This window comes from Ruegeria sp. CDSC085 (genome assembly GCF_059610465.1).
Genome location: NZ_JBXWNR010000014.1, coordinates 60,901 through 75,315 on the forward strand (window position 1 = coordinate 60,901; position 14,415 = coordinate 75,315).

At 54.4% G+C, this 14,415-nt stretch carries 16 protein-coding genes; 2 read left to right on the plus strand and 14 right to left on the minus strand.

All coding sequences use genetic code 11. The features are described 5' to 3' along the window. Positions 1-77: 77 nt before the first annotated feature. The 12 genes from AC2FJB_RS17490 to AC2FJB_RS17545 all read right to left on the minus strand — a co-directional run bounded on the left by AC2FJB_RS17490 (position 78) and on the right by AC2FJB_RS17545 (position 9,698). Positions 78-1,019: a YHYH protein gene (locus tag AC2FJB_RS17490; RefSeq protein WP_496720472.1), complete on the minus strand. Its 942-nt coding sequence runs from the start codon at positions 1,017-1,019 to the stop codon at positions 78-80. Between the two features lie 55 nt (positions 1,020-1,074). Next, positions 1,075-2,034 carry a 3,5-dioxohexanoate:acetyl-CoA acetone transferase gene (gene kce / locus AC2FJB_RS17495; RefSeq protein WP_496720471.1) on the minus strand — a complete coding sequence of 320 codons (960 nt, stop codon included), beginning with the start codon at positions 2,032-2,034 and terminating at the stop codon, positions 1,075-1,077. Positions 2,035-2,038: 4 nt separating this feature from the next. Continuing rightward, positions 2,039-3,067 (minus strand): branched-chain amino acid ABC transporter permease, encoded by a 1,029-nt coding sequence (locus AC2FJB_RS17500; protein ID WP_496720470.1) that lies wholly within the window; start codon positions 3,065-3,067, stop codon positions 2,039-2,041. Beyond that, complete coding sequence (locus AC2FJB_RS17505; RefSeq protein WP_496720469.1) at positions 3,064-3,927, minus strand: branched-chain amino acid ABC transporter permease; 864 nt, start codon at positions 3,925-3,927, stop codon at positions 3,064-3,066. The genes AC2FJB_RS17500 and AC2FJB_RS17505 overlap by 4 nt, the downstream gene beginning before the upstream one ends. A 1-nt stretch (position 3,928) precedes the next feature. Next, entirely contained in the window at positions 3,929-4,636 is a 708-nt protein-coding gene (locus AC2FJB_RS17510) for an ABC transporter ATP-binding protein (protein ID WP_496720467.1), read from the minus strand. After that, positions 4,629-5,345 (minus strand): ABC transporter ATP-binding protein, encoded by a 717-nt coding sequence (locus tag AC2FJB_RS17515; protein WP_496720465.1) that lies wholly within the window; start codon positions 5,343-5,345, stop codon positions 4,629-4,631. The genes AC2FJB_RS17510 and AC2FJB_RS17515 overlap by 8 nt, the downstream gene beginning before the upstream one ends. A 62-nt stretch (positions 5,346-5,407) precedes the next feature. Beyond that, positions 5,408-6,439: an ABC transporter substrate-binding protein gene (locus AC2FJB_RS17520; protein ID WP_496818771.1), complete on the minus strand. Its 1,032-nt coding sequence runs from the start codon at positions 6,437-6,439 to the stop codon at positions 5,408-5,410. A 9-nt stretch (positions 6,440-6,448) separates the two neighbouring features. After that, a complete protein-coding gene (locus tag AC2FJB_RS17525; RefSeq protein ID WP_496720464.1) occupies positions 6,449-6,688 on the minus strand; it encodes a hypothetical protein in 240 nt (79 codons plus the stop codon). Positions 6,689-6,731: 43 nt separating this feature from the next. Beyond that, positions 6,732-7,655 (minus strand): 3-hydroxyacyl-CoA dehydrogenase family protein, encoded by a 924-nt coding sequence (locus tag AC2FJB_RS17530; RefSeq protein WP_496720462.1) that lies wholly within the window; start codon positions 7,653-7,655, stop codon positions 6,732-6,734. A 3-nt stretch (positions 7,656-7,658) separates the two neighbouring features. Then, positions 7,659-8,444: an SDR family NAD(P)-dependent oxidoreductase gene (locus tag AC2FJB_RS17535; RefSeq protein WP_496720460.1), complete on the minus strand. Its 786-nt coding sequence runs from the start codon at positions 8,442-8,444 to the stop codon at positions 7,659-7,661. An 11-nt stretch (positions 8,445-8,455) separates the two neighbouring features. Beyond that, a complete protein-coding gene (locus AC2FJB_RS17540) occupies positions 8,456-8,800 on the minus strand; it encodes a cupin domain-containing protein (RefSeq protein ID WP_496720459.1) in 345 nt (114 codons plus the stop codon). A 61-nt stretch (positions 8,801-8,861) separates the two neighbouring features. Continuing rightward, positions 8,862-9,698: a cyclase family protein gene (locus AC2FJB_RS17545; RefSeq protein ID WP_496720457.1), complete on the minus strand. Its 837-nt coding sequence runs from the start codon at positions 9,696-9,698 to the stop codon at positions 8,862-8,864. A 216-nt stretch (positions 9,699-9,914) separates the two neighbouring features. On the opposite strand from AC2FJB_RS17545, the gene AC2FJB_RS17550 reads away from it, so the two are divergent. Beyond that, a complete protein-coding gene (locus AC2FJB_RS17550) occupies positions 9,915-10,661 on the plus strand; it encodes an IclR family transcriptional regulator (protein ID WP_170588260.1) in 747 nt (248 codons plus the stop codon). 611 nt (positions 10,662-11,272) lie between these two features. Then, on the plus strand, positions 11,273-12,205 hold the full coding sequence (locus AC2FJB_RS17555) for a DMT family transporter (RefSeq protein WP_496720455.1): 933 nt from the start codon (positions 11,273-11,275) through the stop codon (positions 12,203-12,205). Positions 12,206-12,650: 445 nt separating this feature from the next. Here the strand turns inward: AC2FJB_RS17555 and AC2FJB_RS17560 are convergent, their stop codons facing one another. Together AC2FJB_RS17560 and AC2FJB_RS17565 are read right to left on the minus strand one after the other, a co-directional pair. Continuing rightward, entirely contained in the window at positions 12,651-13,346 is a 696-nt protein-coding gene (locus tag AC2FJB_RS17560) for a DUF4336 domain-containing protein (RefSeq protein WP_496720453.1), read from the minus strand. A 99-nt stretch (positions 13,347-13,445) separates the two neighbouring features. After that, complete coding sequence (locus AC2FJB_RS17565) at positions 13,446-14,330, minus strand: transporter (protein WP_496720451.1); 885 nt, start codon at positions 14,328-14,330, stop codon at positions 13,446-13,448. Between the last annotated feature and the right edge of the window lie 85 nt (positions 14,331-14,415).

Here is a 14,415-nt window from a genome sequence, read left to right on the forward strand (position 1 = left end):
CATCGCGGAGAAAACGCGAAGTGTCTGGGTCAATCCAGGGTAGGTCAAAACTGCATCTCCGAAATCAGGGCTAGAAATCACCTTTTGTCGAATGAGCTGTCAGGTGCTCCGACCAAACAGTTGAGCACCCACGGGTAGCTTGTCGTGACATAGTATCCGTATTGGCCATCCACAGTCATGCCATTGCACTTATCTAGATCGCCAGCCTCTGTGAACTCGTAGTCGTCGATATATGTCCCGTCCGGCGTACCACCGGGCCCTGTAGGTGGAGCAGGTCGTGGTGTAGTTTTGAGTTCATAGCCAGAGATCGCAGGTCTAATTTTGCCGTCGCTGTCTTTGAAAATCGTCCCGTAGATCGGAAAGCCGTCAGCTGCGAAGCCAATAACAGGTGACGGTTTATCAAGGTCGTGATCCAAAAACAGAGCATTTGGATTGGAATGGTAGTGATACCTCCCATCGGGCTGGGCGTGAGCATTGTGAAGATCTACGCCAAAATACTGATCGTAGGACGGCGGATCGAGCAGCCAAGGATCAGTGTCTCGACACCCTGCCAACACATTGCCGTTCTTATCTGCTCGCGGGCCGCTCGGGCGATAACACCCAGCCGAAAGCAAATCGACCGGCACGCCATTCAACAAAATGGCATCATAACTCCGTTGCGACAGCACGGTTTGGTTACGGGCCTTTTCCGGATTTCTGGGAATCCGAAAAGTGCCAGGCAATTCGCGTACATTGTTAGCGAAGTTGGCTGTGGGCCCGTTGAAATCATGGTTAGGAATGCCATTGGTCTTGAGGGTGCAATGCTGGCTTTCTGCCGAAATTTCGATTTCGGAGTTAAACCGTTGTTGGCGCGTTACGTCCTCCACCGAAGCAGAATACACTCCTTCATAATCCGCGCAGTCTCCAGATCGGTTGCTGAGCAAAAGGTTGGTGATGTCTTGGGCTTCGTTTTGAGCATGAGCCTGAACGGTAACAAAACCCACCAAAAGCGCGCTGATTGCCAAATATACCAATCGCATGGTTCAACCTCCTGAGGGTTTTCGAAATTCCAAAAATAAGCCACTCGATGAGAGGTTAGGCCAAGCGTCCAATCATCAGAAGGCAACGCGGTCTCCCCCCTTTCAAATCAAGAATTTCCCTGGCTTCATCAGGCGTCGCCACCTGACTGCCCAGATCTTCTACGATACGCCGAATTTTGGCGACTTGCTGAGCGTTGCTTTCGGCCAACTTTCCACGCGAGATGAACAAGCTGTCTTCCAGGCCAACGCGAACGTTGCCGCCCATCTGACTTGCAGTGGTAGCAAGCGACATTTGCGCACCTCCGGCTCCGAGAACGGACCAGCGGTAGTCATCGCCAAACAGGCGATCTGCCGTGCGCTTCATGAAGATCAGGTTGTCGACCTCGGGCCCGATGCCGCCGAGTATTCCAAAGATGAACTGAATAAAAATCGGCGCTTTGAACAGCCCGATATCCATGCAGAATCTTAGGTTATACAAGTGGCCGACATCGTAGCATTCATGTTCGAACTTGATGTCATGCGGCGCGAGCGTTTCTGCCGCTTCGCGAATGTCCCGGAAGGTATTGCGAAAAATGTTCTGATCGGAATTCGCGACATAGTCCTTCTCCCAATCAAATTTCCAGTCGTCATCGCCATACCGGTTAGCCAGCGGATGAAACGAGAAGTTCATCGAACCCATATTCATCGAGCACATTTCCGGGCTGAAGGTCTTGGCCGGTTTGATCCGGTCCTGAATGGATAAAGTCAGCGACCCTCCGGTCGACAGGTTCACGACAGCATCCGTCGCTTGTTTGATGCGCGGCAGGAAAGGTGCGAAGTCATTCGGGTCGACCGATGGTGAACCGTTCTCGGGGTTGCGCGCATGCAGGTGCAGGATCGACGCGCCGGCCTCCGCAGCGTCAATCGCCTGTCGCGCGATGTCATCATAGGTGTACGGAAGTGCATCCGACATGGTTGGCGTGTGGATAGCCCCGGTTACGGCGCATGTGATGATCGTTTTTTTCTGACGGGCCATAAGTTCAGTTTTCCTTGGATTGTCCGATGTGCTTGACGCGATAGCCCAGCGGAAAAAGTTGCAGATCATAACGGCTGCGGATCACGCCCCAGATGCCTTTCGGTGCCTTGAGCATGACGACAATCGCAACCACGCCGAGTACGATCAGGTAGGTTGTTCCCAGGTCGGCCAACGTTTCGCGTAGGGCGAAGAAAACCAGCGTACCGATAATCGGCCCTTCGATGGTGCCGATGCCGCCGATCACCACGATGAATATGACAAAGGCGGTCCAGTCATTGACGCTGAACGCCGCATCCGGCGAGATGCGTAGCTTTTGCAGGAAGATGAGCGCACCGATCATTGCCGTAAACGCTGAGGTGACAACATAAACGATGAATTTTGTGCGCCAAATATCAATACCCAAGCTGCCGGCTGCGAGTTCGTTGTCGCGAATTGCCGTCAGCGCCAACCCTTTCCGCGAGCGTAGGAAGAGATACACGGCTGTCACCACCAGAACAGCGGCCCCGAGCGCCAGCCAATAGCTCAGCGCCTCACGCATCGCGCGCCCGGACGCCAGTGATTTAACGATGGCGACGGGCAGCGAAGATCCTGATCCTCCGCCAAGCGCTGAGATTTGCGCGAAGCTAAGTCGAAAGACTTCGGCGATGACCCAGGTGCCTATGGCAAAATAAGCGCCCCGAAGCCTGAAGATCAAAACTGCAACCGGGATTGAGATCAAAGCCCCCAGCACTCCTGCAGCTGCGATAGCAACCAGTGGGTGCAAACCGCCAAGCATCGTAAGCGCAAAGAGCATATAGCCGCCAAAGCCCACATAGGCTTGCTGACCAACAGAGACGAGACCGGCATAACCCGCCATGAGGTTCCAAAGAGTGGCGAGGGACAGGTAGAGAAACAGCTCTCCCATCAGGCGCATGTCAGCGCGGCCTGCCCACCAGGGCGCTGCAATCAATACAAGCAGAGCAATTGCGGTTAGGATCGCGGCAACACGGGCTGCTTTTGACGATCGAGAAACAGAGCAGTCCTGTAGGTTCATCCGGAAATCCTCGGGAAGAGGCCGTTCGGACGAACGGCAAGAATAACAAGGAAAGCAATATGACCGGCAAGCAGCTGCCAGCCCGGATCAATCTTGGCTCCGATGGTTTGCGCAACGCCAAGGATAACGCCGCCAATCAACGTACCCCAAAGGTTGCCTAGCCCACCGATGATAACGGCCTCAAAGCCAAAGATCAGGCGCCCCCCGCCAATGGAAGGATCAAAGCTTGTCCGAATACCAAGCAGGATACCGGCGATTGCCGTCACGCCGAGGGCCAGCGCCATTGCCAGGCCAAAGATATGCCGACGATTGAGACCCATGAGCTGTGCGATGTCTTGATTGTCAGAAACCGCTCGGAACGCGCGCCCCAGAGCGGTATGATAGAAGGTCCATTGCAGCCCCCAGATCACGGCGACGGCTATACCGAAGGTGAGAAGCGGTAAGATTCCGAGTGCCACACCGCCCACGGCAACGCTTGCTGTTTCCAGCGCACCGGCATTCAATGTTTGGGGGTCTGCGGTGTAGACCTCCAGCAACCCGTTCTGGATGATCACGCTTAGGCCGAAGGTCACAAGCAGGGGTGGAAGAATATCATCGCCCAGAGTTTGGTTCAGCAGGCCCCGTTGAAGGGCGTACCCGATAAACGCCATGGCGGGTACGACGATCACCAGCGCCGCCACCGGATGCATCCCCGTTGCGGTTGTGACGGTCAGGCCAAGGTAAGCGGCCAACACAATCAGATCGCCATGGGCGATATTGACGAGCCGCATGACTCCAAAGATCAACGACAGACCCGCAGCAAACAACGCGTATAGCCCACCCAGCAAAGTTCCCTGCACGATAGCGTTCAGCCATTCCATATTATTCGATCCCGAAATACGCGCGCGAAATGTCTTCGCGCGAAACGGTGTCGGACGCGCTTTCCAGCGAAACGCGCCCCTCCTGCAGGCAGTAGACCCGGCTTGAGACCGACAGTGCCTTGGTGACGTCCTGTTCGACGATGATCGCACTCATGCCCTCGCCGATGATGCCGGGCAGCGCTTCGTAGATGTCTTTGATGATGATCGGCGCGAGCCCGAGGCTGATTTCGTCGAACAAGATGAGATCTGGATTAGCCATCAGTGCGCGCCCGATTGCGACCATCTGCTGTTGACCGCCCGAAAGCGATGTCGAGGCCTGATCTTTGCGCTCTTCAAGGATCGGGAATAGATCATATACTGCTTTCAGATCCCAAGGGCCTGCGCGACCAACTTGGGCGCCGATCATCAGGTTTTCTTTGACAGACAAAGAGGGGAATAGCTGTCGACCCTCTGGCACCATCGCCAGTCCACGTTCAGCAACCTGGTCCGCGCGAAGTCGACTGATATCCTGACCCCGGTAGTGAATTTGATCCTGGCCGTTTGTCAGCAACCCGGTGATAGACCGCATCAGGGTCGTCTTGCCTGCACCGTTCGCACCGATAATGGCAAGAACTTCACCTTCGCCAACCTCCAATTCGACATCGTACAGTGCTTGGAAGTCGCCATAGTGCGCGTTCAACCCACGTGTCTGCAGAATTGGATCAGGCATCGGCTTCGATCCCCAGATAGATTTCTTTGACTTCAGCGCTTTCCATGATTGCCTGTGGTTCGCCCTCGGCGATCTTCCTTCCGAAATCGATGACGATCAGGCGGTCGACAACGGCCAGCAGGGCGTGCACAACATGTTCGATCCAGATGATGGTGACGCCAGAGGCGTGGATGTCTTTGATGGTCTGGACCAGTGATTTGCACTCGGCTTCGGTCAAACCACCGGCAATCTCATCCAGCAACAGCAGTTTGGGCTTGGCGCAAAGCGCACGTGTTAGTTCCAGGCGTTTACGCTCCAGCAAAGTCAGGCTACCAGCAAGAACGTTTGCCTTGGGCAGCAGTTCTGTTTGGTCCAGAACCTCCAGACAAAAGTTTTCGGCCTGGTGTCCATGCATGCCAGCTGATTGCGTGGCGGCGATCATCGCGTTTTCGAAAACAGTCATGCCCGAAAACGGCTGCGGGACCTGAAAAGAACGCGCGATGCCTGCATGGCTGCGCTTTGCCGCGCTCCATTTGGTGACGTTCTGCCCACTGAATTCTATCACCCCGGAATTGGATTTGAGCGTCCCCGTGATCAAGTTGAACATCGAGGTTTTGCCGGCGCCGTTGGGGCCTATTACCCCGAGTGCCTCGCCTTGCTGAACCTCATAGCTCAGTGCATCGGCGACAGTTACTGCGCCAAATGCCTTGCTCAGGTCTTGGAGTCTCAAGATTGTCGTCATGCTTCTCTCGGATGGAGGGTTCGGCGCCAAGATCGGCGCCGAATGTCTGGTTAGCCCAGCAGTTTCATATCTGCCGTCACCGGAACTTCGGGCGCGGTGCTGTTTGCAACAATCTGCAACTCATAGGCGTCTCCGGACTTCTGCCACTGGCCACCGACCAGCGGAGTTTTGGTGACGTTGTTCATTGGCCCATCACCCCAGTTCACCGGCCCGACAATTGTGTTCAGGTTGGTGGACGTGATTGCCGAAATGATCGCAGACGGGTCTTCCAGATCATCCGCTCGTTTGATGACGTCTGCGACGACCTCAAACAGGGCATGTTTAAAGCCAAGGGGTTGGGTCCAAGGTCGGCCCGACTCTGCCGTATAACCCTCAGCAAGGTCTTTCGAAGAAATGCCCGTGAGTGAGGACGAGAAAGGATGGTGCGGAGACCACCAGACCTCGGTCGACAACCCGTCACCACGGTCGCCCAGCGATTCAATGACAGATGGGAACAGAAGTGCCTTGCCAATTGTGACGACCTTCGGGTTAAACCCTTGCTGGGCCGCTTGGCTCCAGAACGTCGCAAAGTCCGGCGGGATCATGTTGCCAGTGACGATTTCGCAGCCAGCAGCCTTGAACGCTGCGATCTGATTTGAGAAGTCATCGGACAGAGGCTGATAGCGACCGGGATCGGTCAGCGTGTATCCGGCGGCGGCGAGCGGCTTTGGCAGACCAAGTTCCGCATCGCCCCAAGCATTGCCGTCAGCATCGTTGGGGAAAAGACCACCCACAGTCTTGGTCACGCCGGTTTTGTCCCACATATCGAGAAAGGCGGCGATCACATCCTCCAAACCCCAGAAAAAGTGATAGGTCGTTTCAAACCCCTCACCCGGAACACCGTTGCGGCCAAAGAAGTAAGGCTGCCACGGACAGTCGGTAGTGATGCAGGGAACTTCATTGATCTCTGCCTGATCGGCGACAGGGTTCACCGTGTCCGGTGTTGAAGCCGCAACGATGATATCGACCTCATCGCCCAGGATCAGGTCAGCTGCAACCTCTGCTGCTCGGTTCGGGTTGGACTGGCTGTCTTTTGAGATGATCTCGACATTCTAGGTCTTTCCATTGTTGTCCAACCCGGCCGAAAAGACCTGCTGTATGGCTTGAAGCACGTACTCGTCGGCCTCAGCGAAACCAGCAAGCGGTCCGGTGCGAGGGCTAACGTTGCCGACCCGCAGCGTTGGGTTTGCGGCGTAGGCGCGCGTCGCCCGAAGAATGGCCGGCGCGGCGATTGCCGCCGTAGCACCGGCAATAAAACTGCGCCTAGTGGCCGTTTTGAAAGTCCTTGTCATTGCGTCCTCCCTTCACCGGCCTCCCGCCAGTGTTTGATTGATCTTACAAAGTCTTCTCGAGATTTTTCAGGTGTTTCGCGACGCGGTGGCGAACCTGATCCGCCTCGCCCTCGGCCCATTTCCTGAAACCTTCGCCGGATTTCATGCCTAGCTTGCCCGCTTCAACGAGCGACTTCAGGTAGGATGAAGGTCCCTTATGCGCTTCGAGATCGTGCAGTACGTTTTCGTGGATATCGAGTGTCAGGTCAGTACCCACCAAATCCGCGTTTTCCAACGGACCAAGGACCGCCAATCGCCGCCCAAAGCTGGACTTGATCACAGTATCAACAGCTTCCGCGTCGCAAATACCGTTTTCCACCAGACTGACCGCTTCGCGCCACAGCGCATGTTGAAGGCGATTGCCGATAAAGCCGGGCACGTCCTTCTCGACCATAACCGGAGTTTTTCCAGCGTCCTTCAGCAGATCGAACATTGTCCGTGCTATCTCGGGGTCTGTCCATTCCGTCTTGATGACTTCGACCAACGGAATCATGTGCGGCGGGTTCCACCAATGCGTTCCCAACGCACGGCTTTTCAGTCGCAATTCAGACATGATCTGAGTGATAGGCATGACCGAGGTATTGGACGCGAGTATGCAGGTCTCTGGTGCGTGCGCCTCGATCTCAGCAAAGATCGCTTGCTTGAGCTCCAACTTTTCCGGCGCCGCTTCAAAAACAGCATCGGCATTTTGAATCGCACCTTCCGTCGTCGCAAAGATTTCAATCATCTTGAGGGTATTTGTGATTGTGGCCTCGTCGTCCCCCATCGCGGCCATGCTGGCGCGGATGCGGTCAGGCACGTTGGCTCGTGCCTCCTCAAAAGGATCTGTGATGGCGACATATTGACCTGCTTTTGCCAAGGTCAGGGCGATACCGTGCCCCATCAGACCCGCGCCAATTACCGCTATTTGCTGCTTCTTGCGCACCATTCTTTATCCCGCCGTATATCCGCCGTCGGCATGAAGGATATGCCCGGTGTAAAAATCAGAGGCGCGTGAGGCGAGAAAAAGCAGGGGTCCGGCCAGATCTTCCGGCTCACCCAGCCGCCCCTTTGGAACACGGGTCAGGAAGCCATCGCGCACTGCCTTCGCTTCGTCGGTTTCCTCGAACATCCAAGCAGTCAAAGGCGAACGGAATACCGTCGGCGCGATCGCGTTGACGGTGATCCCAGTTGGACCCAGCTCACATCCCAAGGCTTTGGTTATCCCGTTCACAGCAGCCTTTGACGCGCAATACGCTGTGTAGCCGGCAGGGTGGCCCAAGATGCTGCGCGCGGAACTTACGAAAATGATCTTTCCGTATTCACTTTGCTTCATGTGCGCCGCCGCCGCGCGCGCCAACAACCAGCTCTGGTTCACGTTGGCGTCCATCACTGCGTCAAAGGTTTCCGGTGCCATTTCGTTGATCGGCGCAACTTTGTTCATACCAGACGCGACAACGAGAATGTCGAGCTTACCATAGTTGTTGACGGCTTCGTCGACCAATGCCTCACATGACGCTTCATCAGTCGGGCGCGCATTTTTTGCGACGACGGTCGCACCAAGCGCCTCGCACTCTTTGGCAATCTCGTCGAGCGCTTCTTGATTGCCCGCAGCCAGAACCAGATTGCACCCAGCACCAGCCAGAACGCGCGCAGCAACCATGCCAAACGCGCCGGATGCTCCGGTGATCAGTGCGACGTTGTCTTCTACGTCAAACATCTTGAGTGGATCAGACATTCTTTTCGTCCTTAGTTTTCTGGCGGATACGGAATGACCACCAGCATTTTGCAGGTGTGGTTGGCGCGGTTTTCAATTTTGCGCACTTCGCCGGGTGCGATCGTACAGCTGTCCATGTGTCCAAGAGTGGTTTCGGTGCCATCAACGATGACAGTCATTTCGCCTTCCAGAACGACGTAGACTTTCTCAAAAGGTGTAGAGTCGGGGCCTGCGCCACCACCCGGCAGAAACTGGCTGAAGCCAATCCACTGGTTTGTCGGCCCGCCTTCCTCAAATCCCTGCAGACGAAGCCCATGACACCCAAAATGGTTCGGTGCTTCGTAGGGTAAGGCGTCTTGAAACCGTTTCAGGTGCATTTCCGTCTCCGCGTAGGGTAAAGGGCGGCCACTGGCGAACCGGCGACCGGTCCGTGAGTGTTCAGAATTCTTCGCCAGCCTCGATGCGGTAGGATTGGGTTTTGTCGATCATCGCCACCAAGCGGATGATGCAGCCATCGCCGCGGTCCCAGTTCCAAGGGAAAAACGCAAAGGTACAGCGCTTTCCTGTTACCGCGTCCAGATCACCCCCGACATTTTCGATGCCCAGGATACCTTTGGAGAACAGCATGTTGTGCACAGGCTCCCACTCGGGGAAATCAACTTCCCACGGTGTCCCGCCAGACCACTCAATATACTCTTTTTCGAGATGAGGCATGATCGGACCATTTCGCTGCGGACCAATGGCCGTGGCCAGCGGGTGATCGTTCGCCTGCGTATCGTGGCCAACAACTTTCACACCTTTTTCGATCATCCACTCCGCAGCGGAAGGAACGAGACCTGGGCAATACGCGAAATAATCGCCATCCTCATATTGCTTGTGCCAACCGGTATTGATGATCAGCACGTCACCCTTGCGGATCACATGCCCACAGGCTTTCTCCAGATCATCTCCGGTAATCTTCTCCCATTTCTTTTTGGGCACGGAAACCACGAGGCCCGAGCCAAAGAAATGTGGCAGAGGCACCTCATCGATGAACGGTGTTCCCTGAACGACATGTGCAGGTGCATCAATATGCGTGGTCACGTGCATCGTCGTCGTGATCGTCTGCGACAGAACCCCCGACTTGGCCATATAGTGCTTTCGGTCGATCTGAACGTCCTTGAAATACGGCCAGTTGGGACACTGAAACCCGTATCTGTGGCTCAGGTTATAGAACTCGAGCCCCATGTCGTTGTCGGTGTTTGCCTGAAACTCAATGCCACGGATTTCGACCATTGGGCATATCTCCTCTGTTCGCCGACAACGCGGCGGTGTTCGCTTTTCAATTATCTGGGTGGCTTCCCCACCTGTCCCGTATGATGATGCATACGCACCGCATTATGGTCAACTAAAAACTCACTATACGGTTGACTTGCACCGCATTGTGATACAACACTAAAAAATCGCCAGGCATCTAGAGCTACGATGCCAAGACAGGATGAGGTAGGTTAAATGTCTGAAAAAGCGGATAAAGGTGGCATTCAAGTCATTTCCAGAGCGGCCTCGATTTTGCGTGTCCTGAAAGAAAACCAATCCGGAATGAGCTTGGGGAAAATCGCCGAGCGCGTTGACCTGCCCCGCTCTACGGTACAGAGAATCACAAGCGCACTTGCTGAAGAAAAACTTGTCATAGCAGATGCAAATGGAGGTGGCTTGAGGCTCGGCCCCGAACTAAGTGCTCTCGCAGGCGCCGCGCAGTACAGCATCGTCGAACACTGCCGACTGCTTTTGACGGAATTAACCCAAAAAACCGGGGAAACCACAGACCTCGCTGTGATGCGCGGTATCGGCATGGTTTTCTTAGATCAGGTCCCAGGTGTCTATAGATTAACGACCGTTTCACAAGTAGGTGAGGTTTTTCCGCTGACCACCACTGCAAATGGGAAAGCCTGTCTCGCTCAACTCGATGAAGGAGATGCGACAAAGCTCATTCAAAACGAGTGGGAACGGAATGGTATCCAAAGGAATCTGGATGAGTTCCTTTCCGAACTGAATACGGTCCGCGAACAGGGCCTTGCCTATGATTTGGACGAGCATTCTGCCGGCGTGTCGGCGATCGGGTTTTCTTTCGTCGACTGGGTCGGAGACCTGCACGCGATCTCAATTCCAGTGCCAACGACGCGATTTGCACGGCAAAGAGCAACCATCGAACAAGCGCTTATCGAAACATCCACAAATATACATCAAACCTTCCAATAAGCTTTTGAAGCTGACTTTAGACAGATTGGTGTCTCTCGACCGACCTTGTCTGGCAGCCCGCACTCCCGCGTTCGCCACGTGACAGATCAGCAGGAACAGGCAGCTTCGCTGTCTGATCTGCAAATCAGCCCTGATTTTCCAAAAGGGAAGTCAGATCAAACGAAACTGTCTGCGGGAGTCTGAAATAGCAGCGGCGTGTTAGTTGATGACGCATAGGTCAAATTCAACTGATGTCCATCGCTGGGGACGCCTTCTGATGTCGAACGTTCACTGCTTTTCTGGTCCAACTGTGACGGTTGGGTCAGGTTTGTGTGACGTTCAACAGGAAATGTGGAACGTCACTGATCTTTGACTCAATCAGCCACCAAAACCTCAATAAATCGGCCGTTCACGTCATTCATTTCTGACCCAAACGTCAAGCATTTCTGACCCACCACGAAGAGCGGTCATTTGTCGACGCTGCGGCTAAGGTCTCAACTGAGCCCATTTTTGACAAATGCTGCGTGGCGAACGGACGACCGTTTCTCGCTTTTCCGCAAGAAACGGGTCGCGGTGTCAGGTTCGCGTAAGCTAATCCAATAGGTAAAGCGGTAGTGACGGAACCAGAAGACATGACAAACCAACCCGTGCCAGCAATGGACTTTAAAGCCAGCGTCATGCTGCTTCTGCTCGCTGCTGTTTGGGGCGGGTCGTTTTTCTTCGGCGAAGTTGCACTAACCGAGGTGCCTCCGCTGACAATTACGCTGCACAGGGTTATTTGGGCGGTTCCAATACTTGCAATCATCGTCAAATTCAAAGGGTTGAGTATACCGTGTGCCCCCCGGATATGGGGTTCTTACCTAGTTATGGGAGCACTCAACAACGCAATCCCATTCTCGCTGATTTTCTGGGGGCAAACACAAATCGAAAGCGGGCTGGCCTCAATCCTCAATGCAACAACAGCAATGTTTGCTGCGGTCGTGGCTGGCTTGTTTCTTAAGGACGAGCCGTTGACTCCGAAGAAGATAGCAGGTGCAGCACTTGGTATTTTAGGGGTGGCCTTCATTATGGGGCCAAGTGCATTGACCGAGTTCAATCCGAGCAATCTGGCACAGCTGGCTATCCTTGGGGCGACGCTCTCATATGCTTTTGCCGGTGTCTGGGGCCGAACTGCCCTTTCGGGCCAACCACCACTCGTGAATGCGCTTGGTATGCTGATCGGCAGCACTGTGCTGATGATCCCGGTTGTTCTTTTGATGGATGGCCCGCCAAGCTTTGCTCTTTCAACTGGCGTATGGGCAGCACTCCTAGGGATGGCGGCACTATCCACAGCGCTGGCCTATGTGCTATATTTCGCAATCCTTGCGCGCGCCGGTGCCGCCAACCTTCTATTGGTTACCCTGCTGATCCCACCGTTCGCTATTGGCCTGGGCGTTGCATTCCTTGGTGAAAAGATGGAGCCGGAGGCTTGGGTCGGGTTTGCGATCATTGCTCTGGGCTTTGCTGTAACCGACGGTCGGCTCTTTTCCCGCTTTGCCAGGCGCAAACCCCAAAAAGTCGAATGAGGCGTATTTGGAAACACCTTAACCGACAGATTACGGAGTGGCGATCCCCGTCGTCACCAACTGACCCGACCAAGCGTTGGGTCTTTTTTGAGTAGCGGACATTCGGCGTCAACAACCGAATGGCCGTGAAGTCCCGCTTAGCAGAAGTCGTCGATCCGGATCTCGAATGTCGGCAGTGGTCTGGCCAAATCCCGAGCCTTCAGCTCGTGACCGGGCTCTACCCATCCTGTGAATTTGGTTATCTAGCCGCGCGCGCTCGCAGCACGAAAATTGCTGCATTTGCGTGGTTCTCGGCGCTGCCAAGTGGTGGGAAAACTAGCCCTTTGCCTACGGCGCAGCGAGTTCACTTTCTTGAATTCTCTAGTTGCGCAATAAACCAGACTTACGCGGGCGTAGCTGCAGCTCATGCTGAAAACCATTTGCCTGTGCAGCAGTTCTCCTCAACTCAGATCCAGGCAAGACACTGTTTAAGGTAGGCTTGTCCGTTTGAAACCTGATACTCGCCATGTGCCATAACGACATTATCGATCGGGCGGGAGAGTAAGGTCGCTTTCAGATCTTTGAGTTTTGCGCGCTTCGTGAAAGTTATGCGCCAGTCCAGTGGAGCGTAGCCTTTACCTTTTATGACACCCCAATGACGGGCAATCCAGCGCTGCCAAGGGCGCCAATGTGCCTTGAGAAACTCTTCGGAAAAATTTTCAGAAAAATCAGCCATAATCAACGTTTTGGATTTGTGGTGCAGGAACAGAATTTCATCGTTTGCCCGCGACCCCGTTACATGAAACTGTTCAATTTCATCAGCCCAGTCGCTGGGCGCGCTGTCTGTCAGCGCTGGTTCAAAACTCAGATCCGTGCGCTTTTTCTGGGTTGAGAGGGGCCCCCAGATTTTGGCCTTTGGGAACCGCTGTTTCCAGTCCGCAATGAATAGATGGTGGATTGGGCAAGGGCTGACCAAATGGGAGACTGGCCCTAGCTCTTCGACATCGCGTGCCAATTCTTCACTGTACTGAATTGGGGACCAGACCCAGATATCGCCGTTGTTCAATCGGATAACAACTGACCGGGTTGGATAAGCAAAGCCCAAAAAAGTAACGCAATCTCCATCCACAACCCACAGATTATCGGCAATGGGATTTAACATGCTGAATCTCCAAACAATCCATCAGGTGCTCTTGATATATGGCGAGCACCCACATTCTTAGGTTCGTGAATTCCGATACTCCTCGAGGAATCGCATTTGTTACTTTTTCAAACCCTTTGGAATCACGATCGACACATCCATCCGAAATGCTAAGCCGTCCGGCCCACCGGGGGGGCTATCAGCCCAATAGGTGACGCCGCCCATTATCTGAACCGGAACCCGACCGAACTCCACCAGCTTGCCGACTTCAGCTGTCACAGGAACCCACCACTCGCCTGCAGTCCAGTCATACTCGCTCTCGGCGAACGTTTGAAAAGTCCATTGCGACGCGCTGGTGTAGGCCACAAACGGTTCCAAGAATGTTGTATTCACATCCGGAACATTGTCCCGCGTTTCCCAGACCCCCCATTGCTGCGTGATCAGACCGCCATAGGTCCAACCATTCTTTTGCACGAGGGCGGCGGCTGTTGGGCCAAGCGCCATGGTTCCTTCTCCGAGCAGAGCATCTGTGCTGGCTGGCCAGGTCACTTGCAGCCCAGCCCCCAGGGACAGATCACCAAATCGCGTTTGCTTTGCGTTGGGCGCAAGAAAGAAACCCTGCTCGATATCGCCCAATCCAAACTGACTGCCGGACGACCCAACAATGTTCTTCTGCTGTATGAGTGGTATGATTGTTCGGATTGTTAGGGTGAGATTGGAATTCAGCTCGAAAGGGAATATCGGCTGAAAACTGAGAGAGGTTCTGTACCCGTCATCAGATCCGATGTCGGGCGTATACTCCAGGATCAAAGGCAGCACGATCAGATCCGCGAAAGGATTGGCAAGGTCCTTGGCAATTTGCGCGGCGGTGTCACTGTTTTGAGCAGCCGCAGCGCCACCGAATAACGTCAGCCCAACGGAAAACGCTATCGCAATAGCTTTCGTAGCGCTGGTCCTGGAAACCGAAAACTGTTGGAATTTGAATGGGGAGTGTGTTTTGACCATGCTGTTTTTAAAAGACAGTTTAATAGACGTCGGAGGCTGAATCTATGGTTAGCACACTGCACAGGACCGGTCGTTGTCTCAGGGT